The organism is Pseudaminobacter soli (ex Li et al. 2025), from assembly GCF_003012705.1.
Lineage (GTDB): Bacteria > Pseudomonadota > Alphaproteobacteria > Rhizobiales > Rhizobiaceae > Pseudaminobacter > Pseudaminobacter soli.
Genome location: NZ_PXYL01000007.1, coordinates 1 through 14,542 on the forward strand (window position 1 = coordinate 1; position 14,542 = coordinate 14,542).

The 14,542-nt window shown below is 61.5% G+C and carries 12 protein-coding genes and 1 pseudogene; 5 read left to right on the forward strand and 8 right to left on the reverse strand.

Annotated features, from left to right (window positions below; genetic code table 11):
- Positions 1–196 (forward strand): hypothetical protein (locus tag C7I85_RS31350; RefSeq protein ID WP_210203051.1); only part of this gene is annotated, 196 nt, incomplete at its 5' end.
- A gap of 104 nt (positions 197–300) precedes the next feature.
- Here the strand turns inward: C7I85_RS31350 and C7I85_RS14865 are convergent.
- Positions 301–546 (reverse strand): cytoplasmic protein, encoded by a 246-nt coding sequence (locus C7I85_RS14865; protein WP_106724791.1) that lies wholly within the window; start codon positions 544–546, stop codon positions 301–303.
- Positions 547–1,237: 691 nt separating this feature from the next.
- On the opposite strand from C7I85_RS14865, the pseudogene C7I85_RS32145 reads away from it, so the two are divergent.
- A pseudogene (locus tag C7I85_RS32145) lies at positions 1,238–1,405 on the forward strand (MFS transporter); the annotation flags it as partial.
- Between the two features lie 546 nt (positions 1,406–1,951).
- On the opposite strand, the gene C7I85_RS14880 reads toward C7I85_RS32145, so the two are convergent.
- On the reverse strand, positions 1,952–2,581 hold the full coding sequence (locus C7I85_RS14880) for a TetR/AcrR family transcriptional regulator (protein ID WP_106724794.1): 630 nt from the start codon (positions 2,579–2,581) through the stop codon (positions 1,952–1,954).
- Between the two features lie 75 nt (positions 2,582–2,656).
- On the opposite strand from C7I85_RS14880, the gene C7I85_RS14885 reads away from it, so the two are divergent.
- Positions 2,657–3,385 carry an SDR family oxidoreductase gene (locus C7I85_RS14885; RefSeq protein WP_106724795.1) on the forward strand — a complete coding sequence of 243 codons (729 nt, stop codon included), beginning with the start codon at positions 2,657–2,659 and terminating at the stop codon, positions 3,383–3,385.
- Positions 3,386–3,672: 287 nt separating this feature from the next.
- Here C7I85_RS14885 and C7I85_RS14895 read toward each other — a convergent pair whose 3' ends face one another.
- The 3 genes from C7I85_RS14895 to map form a co-directional block, all read right to left on the reverse strand.
- Entirely contained in the window at positions 3,673–4,914 is a 1,242-nt protein-coding gene (locus C7I85_RS14895) for a site-specific integrase (RefSeq protein WP_106724796.1), read from the reverse strand.
- A gap of 177 nt (positions 4,915–5,091) precedes the next feature.
- Positions 5,092–5,715: a JAB domain-containing protein gene (locus tag C7I85_RS14900; RefSeq protein ID WP_106724797.1), complete on the reverse strand. Its 624-nt coding sequence runs from the start codon at positions 5,713–5,715 to the stop codon at positions 5,092–5,094.
- A 57-nt stretch (positions 5,716–5,772) separates the two neighbouring features.
- Entirely contained in the window at positions 5,773–6,600 is an 828-nt protein-coding gene (gene map, locus C7I85_RS14905) for a type I methionyl aminopeptidase (RefSeq protein WP_106724798.1), read from the reverse strand.
- Between the two features lie 513 nt (positions 6,601–7,113).
- Here map and guaB point away from each other — a divergent pair.
- On the forward strand, positions 7,114–8,616 hold the full coding sequence (gene guaB, locus C7I85_RS14910) for an IMP dehydrogenase (protein ID WP_106724799.1): 1,503 nt from the start codon (positions 7,114–7,116) through the stop codon (positions 8,614–8,616).
- A 137-nt stretch (positions 8,617–8,753) separates the two neighbouring features.
- Here the strand turns inward: guaB and rnd are convergent, their stop codons facing one another.
- Complete coding sequence (gene rnd, locus C7I85_RS14915) at positions 8,754–9,908, reverse strand: ribonuclease D (protein ID WP_106724800.1); 1,155 nt, start codon at positions 9,906–9,908, stop codon at positions 8,754–8,756.
- Positions 9,909–9,944: 36 nt separating this feature from the next.
- Positions 9,945–11,216: an MFS transporter gene (locus C7I85_RS14920; protein WP_106724801.1), complete on the reverse strand. Its 1,272-nt coding sequence runs from the start codon at positions 11,214–11,216 to the stop codon at positions 9,945–9,947.
- Positions 11,217–11,413: 197 nt separating this feature from the next.
- Between C7I85_RS14920 and aspS the strand changes: the two genes are divergently transcribed.
- A complete protein-coding gene (gene aspS, locus C7I85_RS14925; protein ID WP_106724802.1) occupies positions 11,414–13,204 on the forward strand; it encodes an aspartate--tRNA ligase in 1,791 nt (596 codons plus the stop codon).
- 80 nt (positions 13,205–13,284) lie between these two features.
- Here aspS and C7I85_RS14930 read toward each other — a convergent pair whose 3' ends face one another.
- Positions 13,285–14,484: a hypothetical protein gene (locus tag C7I85_RS14930; protein WP_106724803.1), complete on the reverse strand. Its 1,200-nt coding sequence runs from the start codon at positions 14,482–14,484 to the stop codon at positions 13,285–13,287.
- Between the last annotated feature and the right edge of the window lie 58 nt (positions 14,485–14,542).

The following is a 14,542-nucleotide window of genomic DNA, read 5'->3' on the forward strand; positions in this document are numbered from 1 at the left end:
AAACATCAACCTGGCGCAGCTTCGCGACGATCTCTTCGGGCTTGTGCTTCTTCTGGGGCATTCCAATGTCCTCTCCAACGGCTCACGAGCCTACTTCAGGGAGGACCACTTTTCAGGGGGCAGACCACGGGAGAAACTGATCCGATCTGTGAGGATGGCGGCAACCGGTCGCGCGCAGACATCCATTCCGAGCTGACCCACCTCGTGATCACAGCCCTGGGCCAAACGCTCAAAGATGGTAGCGAACAAAATCACGCGCATTCTGGCGTCCGCTAACCGCCCGTTGCTGCCGTTCGGCCTCTAGAACCAATGTCGGCTCATCCGCGTCAGGAAGTCTGAAGTGATGGGGACCCCGGAGGCATCACCTAGAACGGAATCGATACCACAGCGCGGGCAGAGAGCTGTTTGCCCTTCATCCGTCCATTCAGTGATTTCAGTGGGGCTGTACGTCTCAAGGCAATAGAAGCACCCGCGAATGCCGCTGGCCTCGATCTCGCCTCTGTGCCGGATCGATTGCTTGTGCGCGAGATCAATGTCGATTGTCATGCGCGAATCTTGGCATCTGGGTGTTTCATCGTCCAGCGACCGCTTTTTCCCGCAAAATTGGCGTCCCGTGCCCTCGGACCAGAGTGCCGCTCTCCACCCGTTGCAGACATTCTCGCTACTCTTCGATATCCCAAGCAGAGGTATCCTCTACCGGCTTGGGTAACCGCCCTTCAAGCCATTCGGCTACTGTGTCGGGCTGCATTGACTCTTCTGCACACTCGATGACCCAGCTCAGAAAATCACGCGGCCCGCCGTTCATGTATGGTGGAGGCGAGACTGGCTTGAAAATCGTCGGGAGCGGTTCTGTAATAGACAAGAAGTTAAGAACGTGCGCCAACTCCTGAACCACATTCCATGCCAAGGGATGTTCAATAGCTATTGAGAACTTTACCCACCACCTTCCTTCGTCCGCTCCCGAACCGAACCCATGTGAAGGCGACTCGTTCACCGCTATCGCCGGAACGCGGGAAAGAAACTCAAGCAGCCTGTGGAACTGCAGATTGTGTGGGGCCCATCTCTCCATCGTCAAAACATACCACGTGCCTGACGGCTTTCCACCCATAGCGGATGCCACGCCGCCTTTTGTACCCTTCAGTTCCGCGGCCTTACCGCCTCGTCGGAAATACTTGCGGATCACCCGCCAAAAAAGAACGACGCGGCAGCAGCACCACGGCAAGCGTGAAACATTCCAATGAACGCTGCTTCGCGAGCGGAAACGTTCGGTCTTACGATCCTCATCTTTGCCGTCGCTGCCGGCCTCAGTGTCGCCAGCGTCTATTACGCTCAACCCTTGCTCAGCTCGATGGCGCAGGATTTTGGGATATCGGCTTCGGTCATCGGATTGGTCGTGACCTTGACGCTCCATCGGAAGCGCCGTGGGGACCTGATCCCCGAGGCCTATGCGGATTTCGCGCGACCAATCTTTGCCGAATTCGCCAACCCGGCGCTGACCACGAAAGAAGGTGACGTGGCCGCGGCTGTGCTGCAAGCAGCCACAGACGCTTCGGATCGTCTGCACTATCCGGCTGGTTCCGACGCCGTTGCCCTCGCTTGGGTCGCCTAATTGCCCTGGCACCGATCATGGGCTTGCCGCCATGATCGGTGCCCCGAAATCATCCGGCTTGTTGCAGAACTCGGCCAAACGTCCGCAGGGCAGAATCGCCATAACGCCTTATGATCCGAACGTCTGCTTTTTGGCGTTCTAAGCCAAAAGCCGCCAGTCCGCATCCGGCCCCAAAGCTGCCGGGCGGCAAAGCGCCCCGTTTCGGCCGTCCGGACCCCCGTTCTGAATTCCCGAAAGCTGACATTGGATGGGAACTCGCCACGCGACCAAACCAAGGTGTCTAAAAGCCTGTCGGGTTTACTGGCTGAAACGGACACTGTCCACGCTGGTCGTTTTTCTTCTCTAGCCGCCAGCCGCCTTAAGATAGGACAGGCACATGGCAACCAGCTGTTTTCGGATCTCGACTTGCAGCGTCAACGGCATGTTTCGCTCAAAGACATTTCGCACTGTGCCGAAAATCACCGAGAGCAGCGTGGCATTGATCAGATCGAGGTCTGCATAGTCGGCATCAGGGGCCGTGGCGAGCATTGCCGTCGTCGCCCGGTCCATACGTCTGGCGAAGGCCTCAATGAGCGCTTCATTGTCGAGCTCGACGGCTGAACTGTAGAGCACCCGCGTGACATCACTGCGCTCTGTCTTCGCCTCCCAGTAAGCTGTGACCAAGGCTTCGACCATGATGGCGGTCGATACACCGTGATGACGCAGGCAGACGTCTTCCACGCGATCGGCCAGCCGATCTAGGTAACGTTCGTTGAGCGCGTAGAGCAGCGCCTGCTTGTGCGGGAAGTACTGGTACATGGTGCCCACCGACACGCCGGCACGTTCAGCCACCCGCGTGGTAGTCAACCGATGCACTCCTTCGATCAGCAAAACCTGAATGGTCGCTTCGAAAACGGCCTCGACGGTCACAGTTGACCGGGCCTGGCGCGGCCTTTTGCGGGGATTCAGGTGTCTGGGTGCTGCAACATCCATATGCGAATCCCAAACGTGAATGATCCTTCATATACTAGCATGAGGCAGTTGGCCAGTTTCTGAAGGACTTAGACGATGACGACACAGAAAGTCGCGCTGGTGACCGGCGCAAACAAGGGTATCGGCTTCGAGATCGCCCGCCAACTGGCGCAGTACGGGATCACCGTGCTGCTGGGCGCACGAGACCTCGCCCGAGGTCAGCAAGCAGTTGCATCGCTCGTCTCGGCAGGACTTGATGTTGAAGCTATCGAGATCGACCTCAATGACGAGAAGACGATTGAGGTGGCCGCGCAGGTAATTGGCGACCGGTATGGTCGGCTCGATATTTTGGTCAATAATGCTGGCATCGTCGATGCGGAAGACGGCCCGCCAACCGTCGCGACCACTGGCGCTGCACGCCGGCTCATGGAAACCAACTTCATCGGCACGCTCGCGGTAACCCAGGCTATGCTGCCACTGCTGCGCCGCTCCCTGGCCGGTCGCATTGTCAACCTGGCCACCACTCTGGGTTCGCTCGCCATCAACGGCGATCCGTCATCGCCATACTATGAGGCGCGGCTTATCGGCTACAATGCGTCCAAGGCGGCTCTCAACATGCTCACTGTGCAGCTGGCCGCAGAACTGAAAGGTACTGGGATTGCGGTCAATTCGGTAGCGCCCGGCTATGTCAAAACGGATCTCACCGGCAACAACGGCTTCATGACTGCGGAGGAAGGTGCGCGCCTGCCGGTTGAATATGCCCTGCTTGGTGATGGCGCTGTGTCAGGCACCTTCGTTGAGCCGGAAGGCAACGCACCCTGGTAATCTGCGATTAATCGATGAGACTTCGAATTGTGGGGGGAGGCGAGGCTGATAGGGGAACGTTATGGCCCCAGGGCAATAGTGCAACAACCTGTTGCACAAAGTCGCCGTCGGGCCAGGCCTCGGCGAACGCCCGCATGTATTCGGGTTTCGGGGAACAGGCCGGTCATTTCCGGGAAGGCCCGGCCAAGATCGCCGGCCAGACGGTCGATCACCTTGGCGCCCCAGGGAGAGGCTGCGTAGGCCTGGGCATCGAGTTCGACGGCAGGCTTGTTTGGAAGGCGGAAGAGTCATCCGGCCGTCTTCATGCGCTTCTTGGCGAGCATGGCCCGGACGAACTTGTCCCATTTCGCCATGCCTGCGCGCTTTTCCGGCATGTAATTCCAGCGATCGTAGCTCTTAGAGCTGACGTCCTGCAGAGTGTGGTTCTGCAATCGGTCTCGGATCTCTTTCGAGAGACCTGCCTTGCCGGCAAGCGTCTTCCAAGTTCGCCGGAGATCTCGGTTTGTCACGACGGGGATAACCTCACGATCGCGCTGGCGCCATATGAACGAATAGAGCGTTCCATGGCTGACAGGCTTGGACGGGTCGGTCGCGGATGGGAAGAACCAACCGAATTCATTCGGCTTGATCGACTCGATAAGCTCGGCTGCGATCTTGGGCACGGGGATGGCGTGAGGCTTTCCATTCTTGGTCTTGGACCAGTCGATGATGCGCTCGGCCGCATCCCATTGATCGATGTGTAGTCGAGCGATCTCCTCGACGCGCTGGCCGGTCAGCATGAGAATTCTGACGGCGCGCGTGTAAGGGGGGTGGACCGGCGTATCGGGGGATTCGAGCCAGCGATAGAGACGGATAAATTCCTCCTCGTCCAACCAACGCGTTCCGACGTTTTTTGGTTCTGTCGGAATGCCTGCTGCCGGATTGTAGACGAGACGAAAGCGACGGGCCGAGGTCGAGCGATAGTCGTGCTCGGATTTCAGTCCCCAACTGTAGGCCGATCGAATGTAACTGCGAACATGATCGGCCATGGATCGTTTGCCCCGCTCATAAATCGGGCGGATGATAGCCGTGATCTCGTCGGGCTCGATGTCGCGGGCCGCGCGGTTGCGGCCGAGCGTATCGGCTATCTTGTTCAGCCCCTTTTCGGCCTCTTTCCACGACGGCTTTCCGTCGGCCTTGAGGGATGCGACATAAGCTTCGAATAGATCAGCAACGGTGCCGGGTCGCGTGTCGCCCGCAACCTTGATGCTGCGTCCCTTCTGGATCATGTCGGCGTAGTCGCGCTTGAAAATCTCGCGCGCTTGGCTGAGGCTCATGGAAGGGTAAGAGCCGAGTTTCTTCTTGAGGCGCTTTTGGTCTCGCCACTGTTGGGCCATCCAGTCCGCTGTCACGCGGGTCGGCATTGGCTTCATCACGAGGACCAGTCGGCCCGTTCCGTGGCCCTCACCGTCGACAAGGTTCTGCTGCTTTCCGTTCTCCTCAACCTGCTTCAAAGCGCGGCGTATTTCTCCATCGGTAAGGCTTGGCACTGGGGTCTCCCATAGGCTTTCGAGTGGGATCGACTGACGGGTAGTAGGGGTCGGTATCTGGGTCCAAAACAGGCCTCGATCCCCCTAAAACCGTCCCCAATATGCCACAGTGTCCGACTCTGCGACAAGGCAGAAAGTCGTTATGCTTCAACGGTGTAGGGCGTGATCGAACGTGATCTATAAGGCGTGAGTGGGATGGTTATGAACTAGCACGATGGCCGTTGCCGAAAGCTCGAGCGCCCGGCGAACCACCTCGCGCGGGTAGGCGGGTGTGTGGTCGACCGTACCGGTCTGCTGCACCTCGTCGGCAATCAGCGCGTTCTTCTTGTCGAGGAAGAGGATGCGGAATTGTTCTCGCTCCTCGAAGGCCATGGCCGCCCGGCAGTAGTCGAGCACCTGGCTCCAGGATGAGAGGATCTCGCGTCCCTTGATCTCGCCGCGTGCCAAGCGTCGGCCGGCGGCAGCAATGATCTTGAGGTCCAGCGCCGCGCCCTCGCCAATGTCTTCGACCTCGCGCAGGAGATGCTCAGGCGCGCCCAGCACTTCGGCCAGCGAGCCGAAGCGTTTCAGCAGCGCCTTGGCGCGCTCCTTGGTGTCCGCGCGCGGAATGGAGCGGAACAGCAGCAGTTCGAGAATTTCATAGTCGGAAAGCGTTTCCGGCCCGGCCCGGCGAAAGCGGTCGCGCAGGCGCTGGCGGTGGCCAAGATAATGTGGCTTTTCCTCGCGCGGCTGGGAAGGTTTTAGGGATTGCGGCGGCCGTTCGCCAAAGAATCCGCGCTCGTCTTGCCCGTCGTCGGCCATGCAATATCCCCCACGTTGTTACGCCGCCTCGGGCGGCGAACTCCCCGGGGGGAAATATTATGAAGGCAAACCGGGCCGGTCGAGTCCCTTGGGCGACAGCGTGAAAATTTCGCAGCCCGTCGACGTCACGCCGACCGTGTGCTCGTACTGCGCCGAAAGCGAGCGGTCGCGGGTGACCGCCGTCCAGCCGTCGGAAAGCACCTTCACGTGCGGACGGCCGAGATTGATCATCGGCTCGATGGTGAAGATCATCCCTTCACGCATCTCCACGCCCTCGTTCGAATTGCCGTAGTGCAGGATGTTGGGCGCGTCGTGGAAGAGCAGGCCAACGCCGTGGCCGCAGAAATCGCGTACCACCGAGCAGCGCTCGCCTTCCGCATAGGCCTGGATGGCAGCGCCGATGGCGCCGGTGCGGGCGCCGGGCCGAACCGCGGCAATGCCGCGAAGCAGGCACTCATAGGTGACTTCGAGCAGGCGCTCGGCCGCACGCTTGACGGTGCCGACCGGATACATGCGGCTCGCGTCGCCGTGCCAGCCGTCGAGGATGTAGGTCACGTCGATATTGACGATGTCGCCTTCGCGCAGCGGCTTGTCGTCAGGAATGCCGTGGCAGACGACGTGGTTGATCGAGGTGCAGGTGGACTTGGTATAGCCGCGATAGTTCAGTGTGGCGGGTAGGGCGCCATTGTCCATGCCGAATTCGAAGACGAAGCGGTCGATCGCATTGGTGGTGACGCCCGGCTTGACGATGTCTACGAGCTCGTCGAGGCAGCGCGCGGTGAGATTGCAAGCCTTGCGCATGCCCGCAAAGGCTTCCTCGCCATAAAGGCGAATCTGACCGGTGTTGCGCAGTGGGGCCGTGTCGGCGTCCAGATAGGTGACCATGGGATAGACCTGCGTGTAGAAAGGTGAGCGCCGGGGGCGCTGCAACCGCCATGATGTGACACCTGAACGCGCCGGCTTCAAGTCCTAACAGGCCAGGCGTGACCAAAAGGCCCGATTTTGCGTCCTTGAAAGGATTTAATGGACGTTGCGAGGCGAGTTGCAGTCCTCACTTGTTGGCAGTGCTTACTTAACATCTGAAGGGAGTTGACCCGGGCCGGGGCAGAGGGCAATTTCTCGCCGCGCCGACCTCCAATGGCGGCGCCGTGGGTCGGGGGACCGTCGGATCGAAGATTCGACGATGTGCCGGATTTCACGACGGTGGTGCCGGTTTCGGGCGGGGGGCTTGGAACCGGCATCATCTGACCCGATCTCTATGACGGGTAAAACTGCACGAGGTGCGGCTTTCCTTTGGCGCTTGGACGTGATACGAGCCAGTGCCATTCCTGAAGGAACAGACGAGTCAGCGCAGCTCACCCGAGCCTCAGCGCTCGTTTCCCGTATTGAGGACTTGGCATGGCAAAGATCATCGAAACCGCAACTGGCGCCACCGCGCTGACATTTGACGACGTGCTGCTGCAGCCCGGTCATTCCGAGGTCATGCCTGGCCAGACGGATATCCGGACCATTATCGCTGGCGACATCGAACTGAACATCCCGATCCTTTCGGCGGCTATGGACACGGTGACCGAGGCGCGCCTGGCTATTGCCATGGCGCAGGCCGGCGGCATCGGCGTCATCCACCGCAACTTCACCCCGGCAGAGCAGGCCGAGCAGGTCCGCCAGGTCAAGAAGTTCGAATCGGGCATGGTGGTGAACCCGGTCACGATCGGGCCGGACGCCACGCTGGCCGACGCCCAGGCGCTGATGCGCGCACACGGCATTTCCGGCATTCCGGTGGTCGAGAACGGCGGCAAGGGCGGCCAGAAGACCGGACGCCTCGTCGGCATCCTCACCAATCGCGACGTGCGCTTTGCGACCGATCCCGGCCAGAAGGTCTACGAGCTGATGACCCGGGAGAACCTGATCACGGTCAGGGAAACCGTCGACCAGAACGAGGCCAAGCGCCTGCTCCACCAGCACCGCATCGAAAAGCTCCTCGTCGTGGACGATGCGGGCAACTGCGTCGGCCTGATCACGGTCAAGGACATCGAGAAGTCGCAGCTCAACCCCAATGCCGCGAAGGATGCCCAGGGTCGGCTGCGCGCCGCTGCCGCTACCAGCGTCGGCGACGACGGCTTCGAGCGTGCCGAGCGCCTCATCGATGCAGGTGTGGACCTTCTGGTCATCGACACGGCGCATGGCCATTCGCAGCGCGTTCTCGACGCTGTCACCCGCGCCAAGAAGCTTTCGAACTCGGTGCGCATCATGGCGGGCAACGTTGCCACCGCGGCCGGCACCCAGGCCCTGATCGACGCCGGTGCGGATGCCGTAAAGGTCGGCATCGGGCCGGGCTCCATCTGCACCACGCGCGTCGTCGCGGGCGTCGGCGTTCCGCAGCTGTCGGCCATCATGTCGGCAGTCGAGACGGCACAAAAGGCTGGTGTCTCGATCATCGCTGACGGCGGCATCAAGTTCTCCGGCGATCTCGCCAAGGCGCTTGCGGCCGGTGCCAGCGCTGCCATGATCGGCTCCCTGCTGGCCGGCACGGAGGAGAGCCCGGGTGAGGTCTATCTCCACCAGGGCCGTTCGTTCAAAGCCTATCGCGGCATGGGCTCTGTGGGTGCCATGGCGCGCGGCTCGGCCGACCGCTACTTCCAGGCCGAGGTTCGCGACACGCTGAAGCTGGTGCCCGAGGGCATCGAAGGGCAGGTGCCGTATAAGGGCCCGGTGGCCGGCGTCCTGCACCAGCTCGCCGGCGGCCTCAAGGCTGCGATGGGCTATGTCGGCGGCCGCGATCTGGCTGATTTCCGCGAGCGCGCCACCTTCGTGCGGATTTCTACGGCCGGCCTGCGCGAGAGCCATGCACATGACGTGACGATCACGCGCGAAAGCCCGAACTACCCGGGCGGCTTCTGATCAAGGGGCATAATTCGATCGGGCCGGCATGAATCCAGCATGCCGGCCCGATTTTCATTTTGAGCTGAAAAAATTCGGCGCGTGGTAAGCGCCGCCCGCCCATCGCCGAATGCGGTGAAACGGGCCGCGCCCCCAGACTATTCCGTCTCGAAAACCACGATTTTCCTGCGCTCGAACTTGAGCGCGAGTTCGCCGCGCACCAAGCGCGAGGCGATGTCGCCGAAGACTTCCCGGCGCCAGCCATGCATGGCCGGCACGTCGGCCTTCTCGCCTTCGGCCGCGATGCGGTCGATGTCGTCGCTCGAAGCTAAGACCTTGGCCGCCACGCCTTCCTTGTCGGCGACCTGCCGCAGCAGGACCTTCAGCAGCTCGGCAGCAGCGCTCGTGCCTTCAGGGGCCTGATGCTGCTTGGGTAGTTTCGGCAGCTGATCCTTGGGCAGTTGAAGGGCCTGATTGACGATCTCGAGCAGTGCCGCGGCGCTGGAGGAGCGCTCCCAACCCTTCTGAATCGTGCGCAGGCGGGCGAGTGCGGCCGCATCACGCGGCTGCTGCTGCGCGATCTCGTAGATCGCGTCGTCCTTGAGCACGCGGCCACGCGGCACGTTGCGTTCACGCGCCTCGCGTTCGCGCCATGCGGCCACGCTTTGAAGAACGGCCAGCTCGATCGGTTTGCGCAAGCGCATCTTCAGCCGCTTCCAGGCGTCATCGGGATGCGGGTCATAGGTCTCGCGGGAGGTGAGGACCTCCATCTCCTCGTTCACCCAGTGAGCGCGGTTGTCGCGCTCAAGCTGGGCCTTGAGATGCTCGTAGACCTCGATCAAGTGAGTCACATCGGCCAGCGCATAGGTAAGCTGCTTGTCGGAAAGCGGCCGGTTGCGCCAATCGGTGAAGCGCGACGATTTGTCGAGCTGGGTGCCGGTCACCTTCTGCACCAACTGATCATAGGAAACGCTGTCGCCGAAGCCGCAGACCATCGCCGCCACCTGAGTGTCGAACACCGGATGCGGGATGAGATCGCCGAGGTGGAAGATGATCTCGATGTCCTGCCGTGCAGCATGGAAAACCTTCACCACCGCTTCGTTCGCCATGAGCTCGAAGAAGGGCTTGAGATCGATGCCCGGTGCCAGCGGATCGATCAGCGCGGTCACGCCGGGCGCAGCCATCTGGATCAGGCAGAGTTCCGGCCAGAAGGTCGTCTCGCGGATGAATTCGGTGTCGACAGTGACGAACGCCGACTTGCCGAAGGCGGCAATGACGGTTTCGAGCTCTTGCTGGGTGGTTATGATTTGCATGAAATTTCGTTAACAGAAAATGGACGGTATTTCCTTTCAGTCCGAGACGCTTTCGTCAAGCGCCGCGGCCTGTGGACGACGGACGGTATCACCTTTACGGCGCGCGAGCCGGGCAAAAACCGTGGATGTGCGCAAAAGCGCAATGAACCGGCCGCGCTTGCTTGCCGGTACCGGGCTGCGAACGCCCATGCGGTAGACGATGATCACGATGAAGATCGAATAGATCGCCGCCATGAAGCCGAACAGCGCATGCGGCCCCCAGAACTGCATGAAGGTCGAAGCTGCGAAGGGGCCGGCGATCGCGCCGATCGAGTAGAACAGCATAAGCGCCGCATTCACCAGCACGAATTCGTGGCTGTCGGCCCGGTCGTTGGCATGCGCCGCCGACAACGAATAGAGCGGCATCGCAAACGAGCCGAAAACGAAGACCAGACCGAAATTGGTCAGCGGCGCTTTGCCGGCCATCGACGTAATGGCGACTGCTGCCAGCATGGCGAAGGTCGTCGTCAGCAGCAGCACCTTGCGGCGATCCCAGCGGTCGGAAAGGCTGCCGAGCGGATATTGGATGATCGCGCCGCCGATGATGCCGACGCAGACGAAGGTCACCACATCGGCAACCGACATGCCGATCTGTTCGGCATAGACGGGCGAGAGCGTGCGGAAGGCGCTGTTGGTCACGCCGACGGCGATGCAGCCGATGGAGCCCAGCGGCGAGATACGCCACACGCGGCCGAGGTCGAGCTTGACGTCTTCCGGCGCCTTCGGATTGGAGCGGTCGCCGAGCGAGACTGGCACCAGCGACAGCGTGATCATGATCGACATGATGGCGAAGATGGCAAAGCCACCCGCGCCAAAGATCGGAATCATGAACTGCGCGCCGGTCACCGAGCCGATATCGATGATGCGGTAGAGCGCCAGCACCCGCGCGCGATCATGATTCTGCACGCCGGAATTCAGCCAGCTTTCCATGACCGTGAAGAGACCGGCAAAGCAGAAGCCGGTGATGAAACGCATGCTCGACCACATCACCGGATCGATGACGAGGACCAGGAGCAAGGTGCCGGCCGAGGCGACCGCGGCAAGCGCCGAAAACGACCGGACATGCCCCACGGCCTTCATGATGTGCGAGATCGCCATGCAGCCGAGCAGGAAACCGGCGAAGTAGGCCGTGCCCATGAAGCCGATGGTCGAGGGCGAGAAGCCCTCCTGTGCCCCGCGCAGCGCAATCAGCGTGCCTTGCAGGCCGTTGCCGCCAAGCAGGAACCCTGCGGCGACGAGAAGCGGGATAAGCGGGCGTATGGAGGACATCAGGCAACGATCAGGTGGAGAAACGGCAGTAGTGACCTATTAGACGCTTCATTGCCACCCCCAATCCTTACGGGTATTGGACCAAAACGCGGCATTGCCTTGACAAAATCCAGCACCCATGCGCTTTTCGCGCAAATTTTCGGGCTGCGCGCTGAAGCGCCGGCACGGCCAAGCAAACTCCTGACCGGAATTTCATCATGCACCGTTACCGCACTCACACTTGTGGACAATTGAGGAAATCGGATGTTGGATCGATCGTTCGGCTGTCGGGCTGGGTGCATCGTGTCCGCGACCATGGCGGCCTGCTGTTCATCGACCTCCGCGACCACTACGGTCTGACGCAGATCGTTGCCGATCCGGATTCGCCCTGTTTCAAGATCGCCGAGACCGTTCGCGGCGAATGGGTCATCCGCGTCGACGGCGAGGTCAAGGCGCGCGCCGGTGACACGGTGAACGCGAACCTCGCAACCGGCGAAATCGAGATTTTCGCCCGCGAAATGGAAGTGCTGTCGGCCGCCAAGGAACTGCCGCTGCCGGTGTTCGGCGAGCCGGACTATCCGGAAGACATCCGCCTCAAGTACCGCTTCCTCGACCTGCGTCGCGACACGCTGCACAAGAACATCGTTGCGCGCACCAAGATCATTGCCGATATGCGTAAGCGCATGGGCGACGTCGGTTTCACCGAATACTCGACGCCGATCCTGACCGCCTCGTCGCCGGAGGGCGCACGCGACTTCCTGGTGCCGAGCCGCATCCATCCCGGCAAGTTCTTCGCGCTGCCGCAGGCACCGCAGCAGTACAAGCAGCTGTTGATGGTCGCCGGCTTCGACCGCTATTTCCAGATCGCGCCCTGCTTCCGCGACGAGGACCCGCGCGCGGACCGTCTGCCGGGCGAGTTCTACCAGCTCGACCTCGAGATGAGCTTCGTGACCCAGGAAGACGTCTGGAACACGATGGAGCCGGTCATGCGCGGCGTGTTCGAGCAGTTCGCCGAGGGTAAGCCGGTCACGCAGCAGTTCCGCCGCATTCCCTATGACACCGCCATCCGTACCTACGGCACGGACAAGCCGGACCTGCGCAACCCGATCGAGATCCAGGCGGTCACGGAGCACTTTGCCGGTTCGGGCTTCAAGGTGTTCGCCAACATGATCGCCAACGACCCGAAGGTCGAGGTGTGGGCGATCCCCGCCAAGACCGGCGGCAGCCGTGCTTTCTGCGACCGCATGAACTCCTGGGCGCAGGGTGAGGGTCAGCCGGGCCTCGGCTACATCTTCTGGCGCAAGGAAGGTGAGAAGCTCGAGGGCGCCGGCCCCATCGCCAAGAACATCGGCGAGGAACGTACCGAAGCGATCCGGCAGCAGCTCGGCCTCGAGGACGGCGATGCCGCCTTCTTCGTCGCGGGCGACCCTGCCAAGTTCTACAAGTTCGCGGGCGAGGCGCGCACCCGCGCGGGCGAGGAGCTGAACCTCGTCGATCGCGACCGTTTCGAGCTGTGCTGGATCGTCGACTTCCCGTTCTACGAGTGGCTGGAAGAGGAAAAGAAGATCGACTTCGCCCACAACCCGTTCTCGATGCCGCAGGGTGGTCTGGAAGCGCTCAACACGCAGGACCCGTTGACCATCAAGGCCTATCAGTACGACATGGTCTGCAACGGCTACGAGATCGCGTCGGGCTCGATCCGCAACCAGCTGCCGGAAGTGATGGTCAAGGCCTTCGAGCTGACCGGCAAGTCCCGCGAGGAGGTCGAGGAACACTTCGGCGGTCTCTACCGCGCGTTCCAGTATGGCGCCCCGCCGCATGGCGGCATGGCGGCCGGCATCGACCGCGTGATCATGCTGCTGGTCGGCGCCAAGAACCTGCGTGAGGTGACGCTGTTCCCGATGAATCAGCAGGCGCAGGACCTCCTGATGAACGCGCCGTCGGAAGCGACCCCGGCGCAGCTTCGCGAGCTGTCGCTGCGCGTGGTGATGCCCAAGAAGGAAGATTGAGAACCGCCCGCAGGCGTTTCTCTCCGCAACGAAAAAGCCCGGCATCGCTGCCGGGCTTTTTTCGTCTCTTGGTGCTAAACTTATTGCTCGGCTTCTTCGTTCGCCTGGACCGTGACGCCGAGCGTCTTGGGCAGGTCGAGCGGGTTGGCCATGGCGCCCGCTGCGATGAGGGCGAAGGGAACCGACGAGGAAGGCGTGGCCCGGACTTCGATGTTCTTCGGATCCTCCAGGAACTTGTTGACCGCAGCACTGATCTGGCCGGACAGGTCCGGGTTGTTGAGCTGGGAGGTCATGAACGGCACGATGGCCTTGGCCTGGTTGGCGATGTCGGTCGACTTCACGCCCTGCTGCTTGGCGACGTATTCCAGCACCTTGCCGGTCAGCGAATCGTCGTCGAAGCGCACGCTCGCACCTTCGAAGGTCAGCTGCTGCATGAGGCCCAGCATCGCCAGGCCCTGGGCCGAGTTGTCGGCGCCTTCGGGCTGGTCGGCCATCTTCTTCTGGAGGTCCTGCATGGACTTGAGGAAGGCCAGCGTGTAGCCGCCGAGATCGAAGGTCATGCCGATGGTGCCGGCGTTCTCGATCGAGATGTCGTTCTGCGACAGGGTCAGCCGGCCGTCGGAAGGCTGCCAGGAACCGGCGGATTCGACGTAGCCGCTGATGGTCTTATAGCCCAAGCCGTCGATGACGGCCTTGGTCTGGGCGTCGTCGATCGCGCTCAGATCGGCAGTGAACTTCTCGATCGAGCTGGTGAACTCCAGCGCATTGCCGTCCTTGGGGGGCGTCATCTCGACCGAGAGATTGGACATCGTGAACACCGGCTTGTCGTTCAGCTTGACGTCCAGGCTGGCGAGCGAGGCTGAATCGTACATCGCCATCGAGCCAAGCGCGTCGCTCGAGCCGGGGGCCGGCAGCACGACGCCCGAAAGCACCAGCGAGCTGATGTCGACCGCGGCCTTGTCTTCGGCGAAGTGATAGGGCTCGGTGGTGACCGTGTCGATCTTGTATCCGCCGTTCTCCTCGTTCACGCCCTCGAAGGTGAGCTTGCCGATCGAAAGGCGTTCCTTTTCACCGGGGGCGCCAAAGGTCACGCCTTCGAAGACCATCTTGGAAGCGTCGCCGTTGACCTCTTTCCAGTCGACGTCCATGTTCTGGGAAGCAAGGAGCTCCTTGAAGCGCTGCGCCACAGCGGTCGTGTCCTGCGCGTAAGCCGCGTGCAGCGGCATCGCAAGAAGAAAGGTCGACAAAGCGAGTTTTTGAAAAGTCGTGCGGATCATCATTGCTGGTCCTTGAGAAAAGACTACTGTGCCGTTTCCAGTCATGCCTGACCCGGAAACG

Bases quoted from the DNA above. Each gene is read 5' to 3' on its own strand.
- aspS (WP_106724802.1), top strand. From the start codon at position 11,414: ATGCACCGTTACCGCACTCACACTTGTGGACAATTGAGGAAATCGGAT.
- C7I85_RS14900 (WP_106724797.1), bottom strand. From the start codon at position 5,715: ATGGCCGACGACGGGCAAGACGAGCGCGGATTCTTTGGCGAACGGCCG.
- rnd (WP_106724800.1), bottom strand. From the start codon at position 9,908: ATGCAAATCATAACCACCCAGCAAGAGCTCGAAACCGTCATTGCCGCC.
- guaB (WP_106724799.1), top strand. From the start codon at position 7,114: ATGGCAAAGATCATCGAAACCGCAACTGGCGCCACCGCGCTGACATTT.
- C7I85_RS14880 (WP_106724794.1), bottom strand. From the start codon at position 2,581: ATGGATGTTGCAGCACCCAGACACCTGAATCCCCGCAAAAGGCCGCGC.
- C7I85_RS14885 (WP_106724795.1), top strand. From the start codon at position 2,657: ATGACGACACAGAAAGTCGCGCTGGTGACCGGCGCAAACAAGGGTATC.
- C7I85_RS14920 (WP_106724801.1), bottom strand. From the start codon at position 11,216: ATGTCCTCCATACGCCCGCTTATCCCGCTTCTCGTCGCCGCAGGGTTC.
- C7I85_RS14930 (WP_106724803.1), bottom strand. From the start codon at position 14,484: ATGATGATCCGCACGACTTTTCAAAAACTCGCTTTGTCGACCTTTCTT.
- C7I85_RS14865 (WP_106724791.1), bottom strand. From the start codon at position 546: ATGACAATCGACATTGATCTCGCGCACAAGCAATCGATCCGGCACAGA.
- map (WP_106724798.1), bottom strand. From the start codon at position 6,600: ATGGTCACCTATCTGGACGCCGACACGGCCCCACTGCGCAACACCGGT.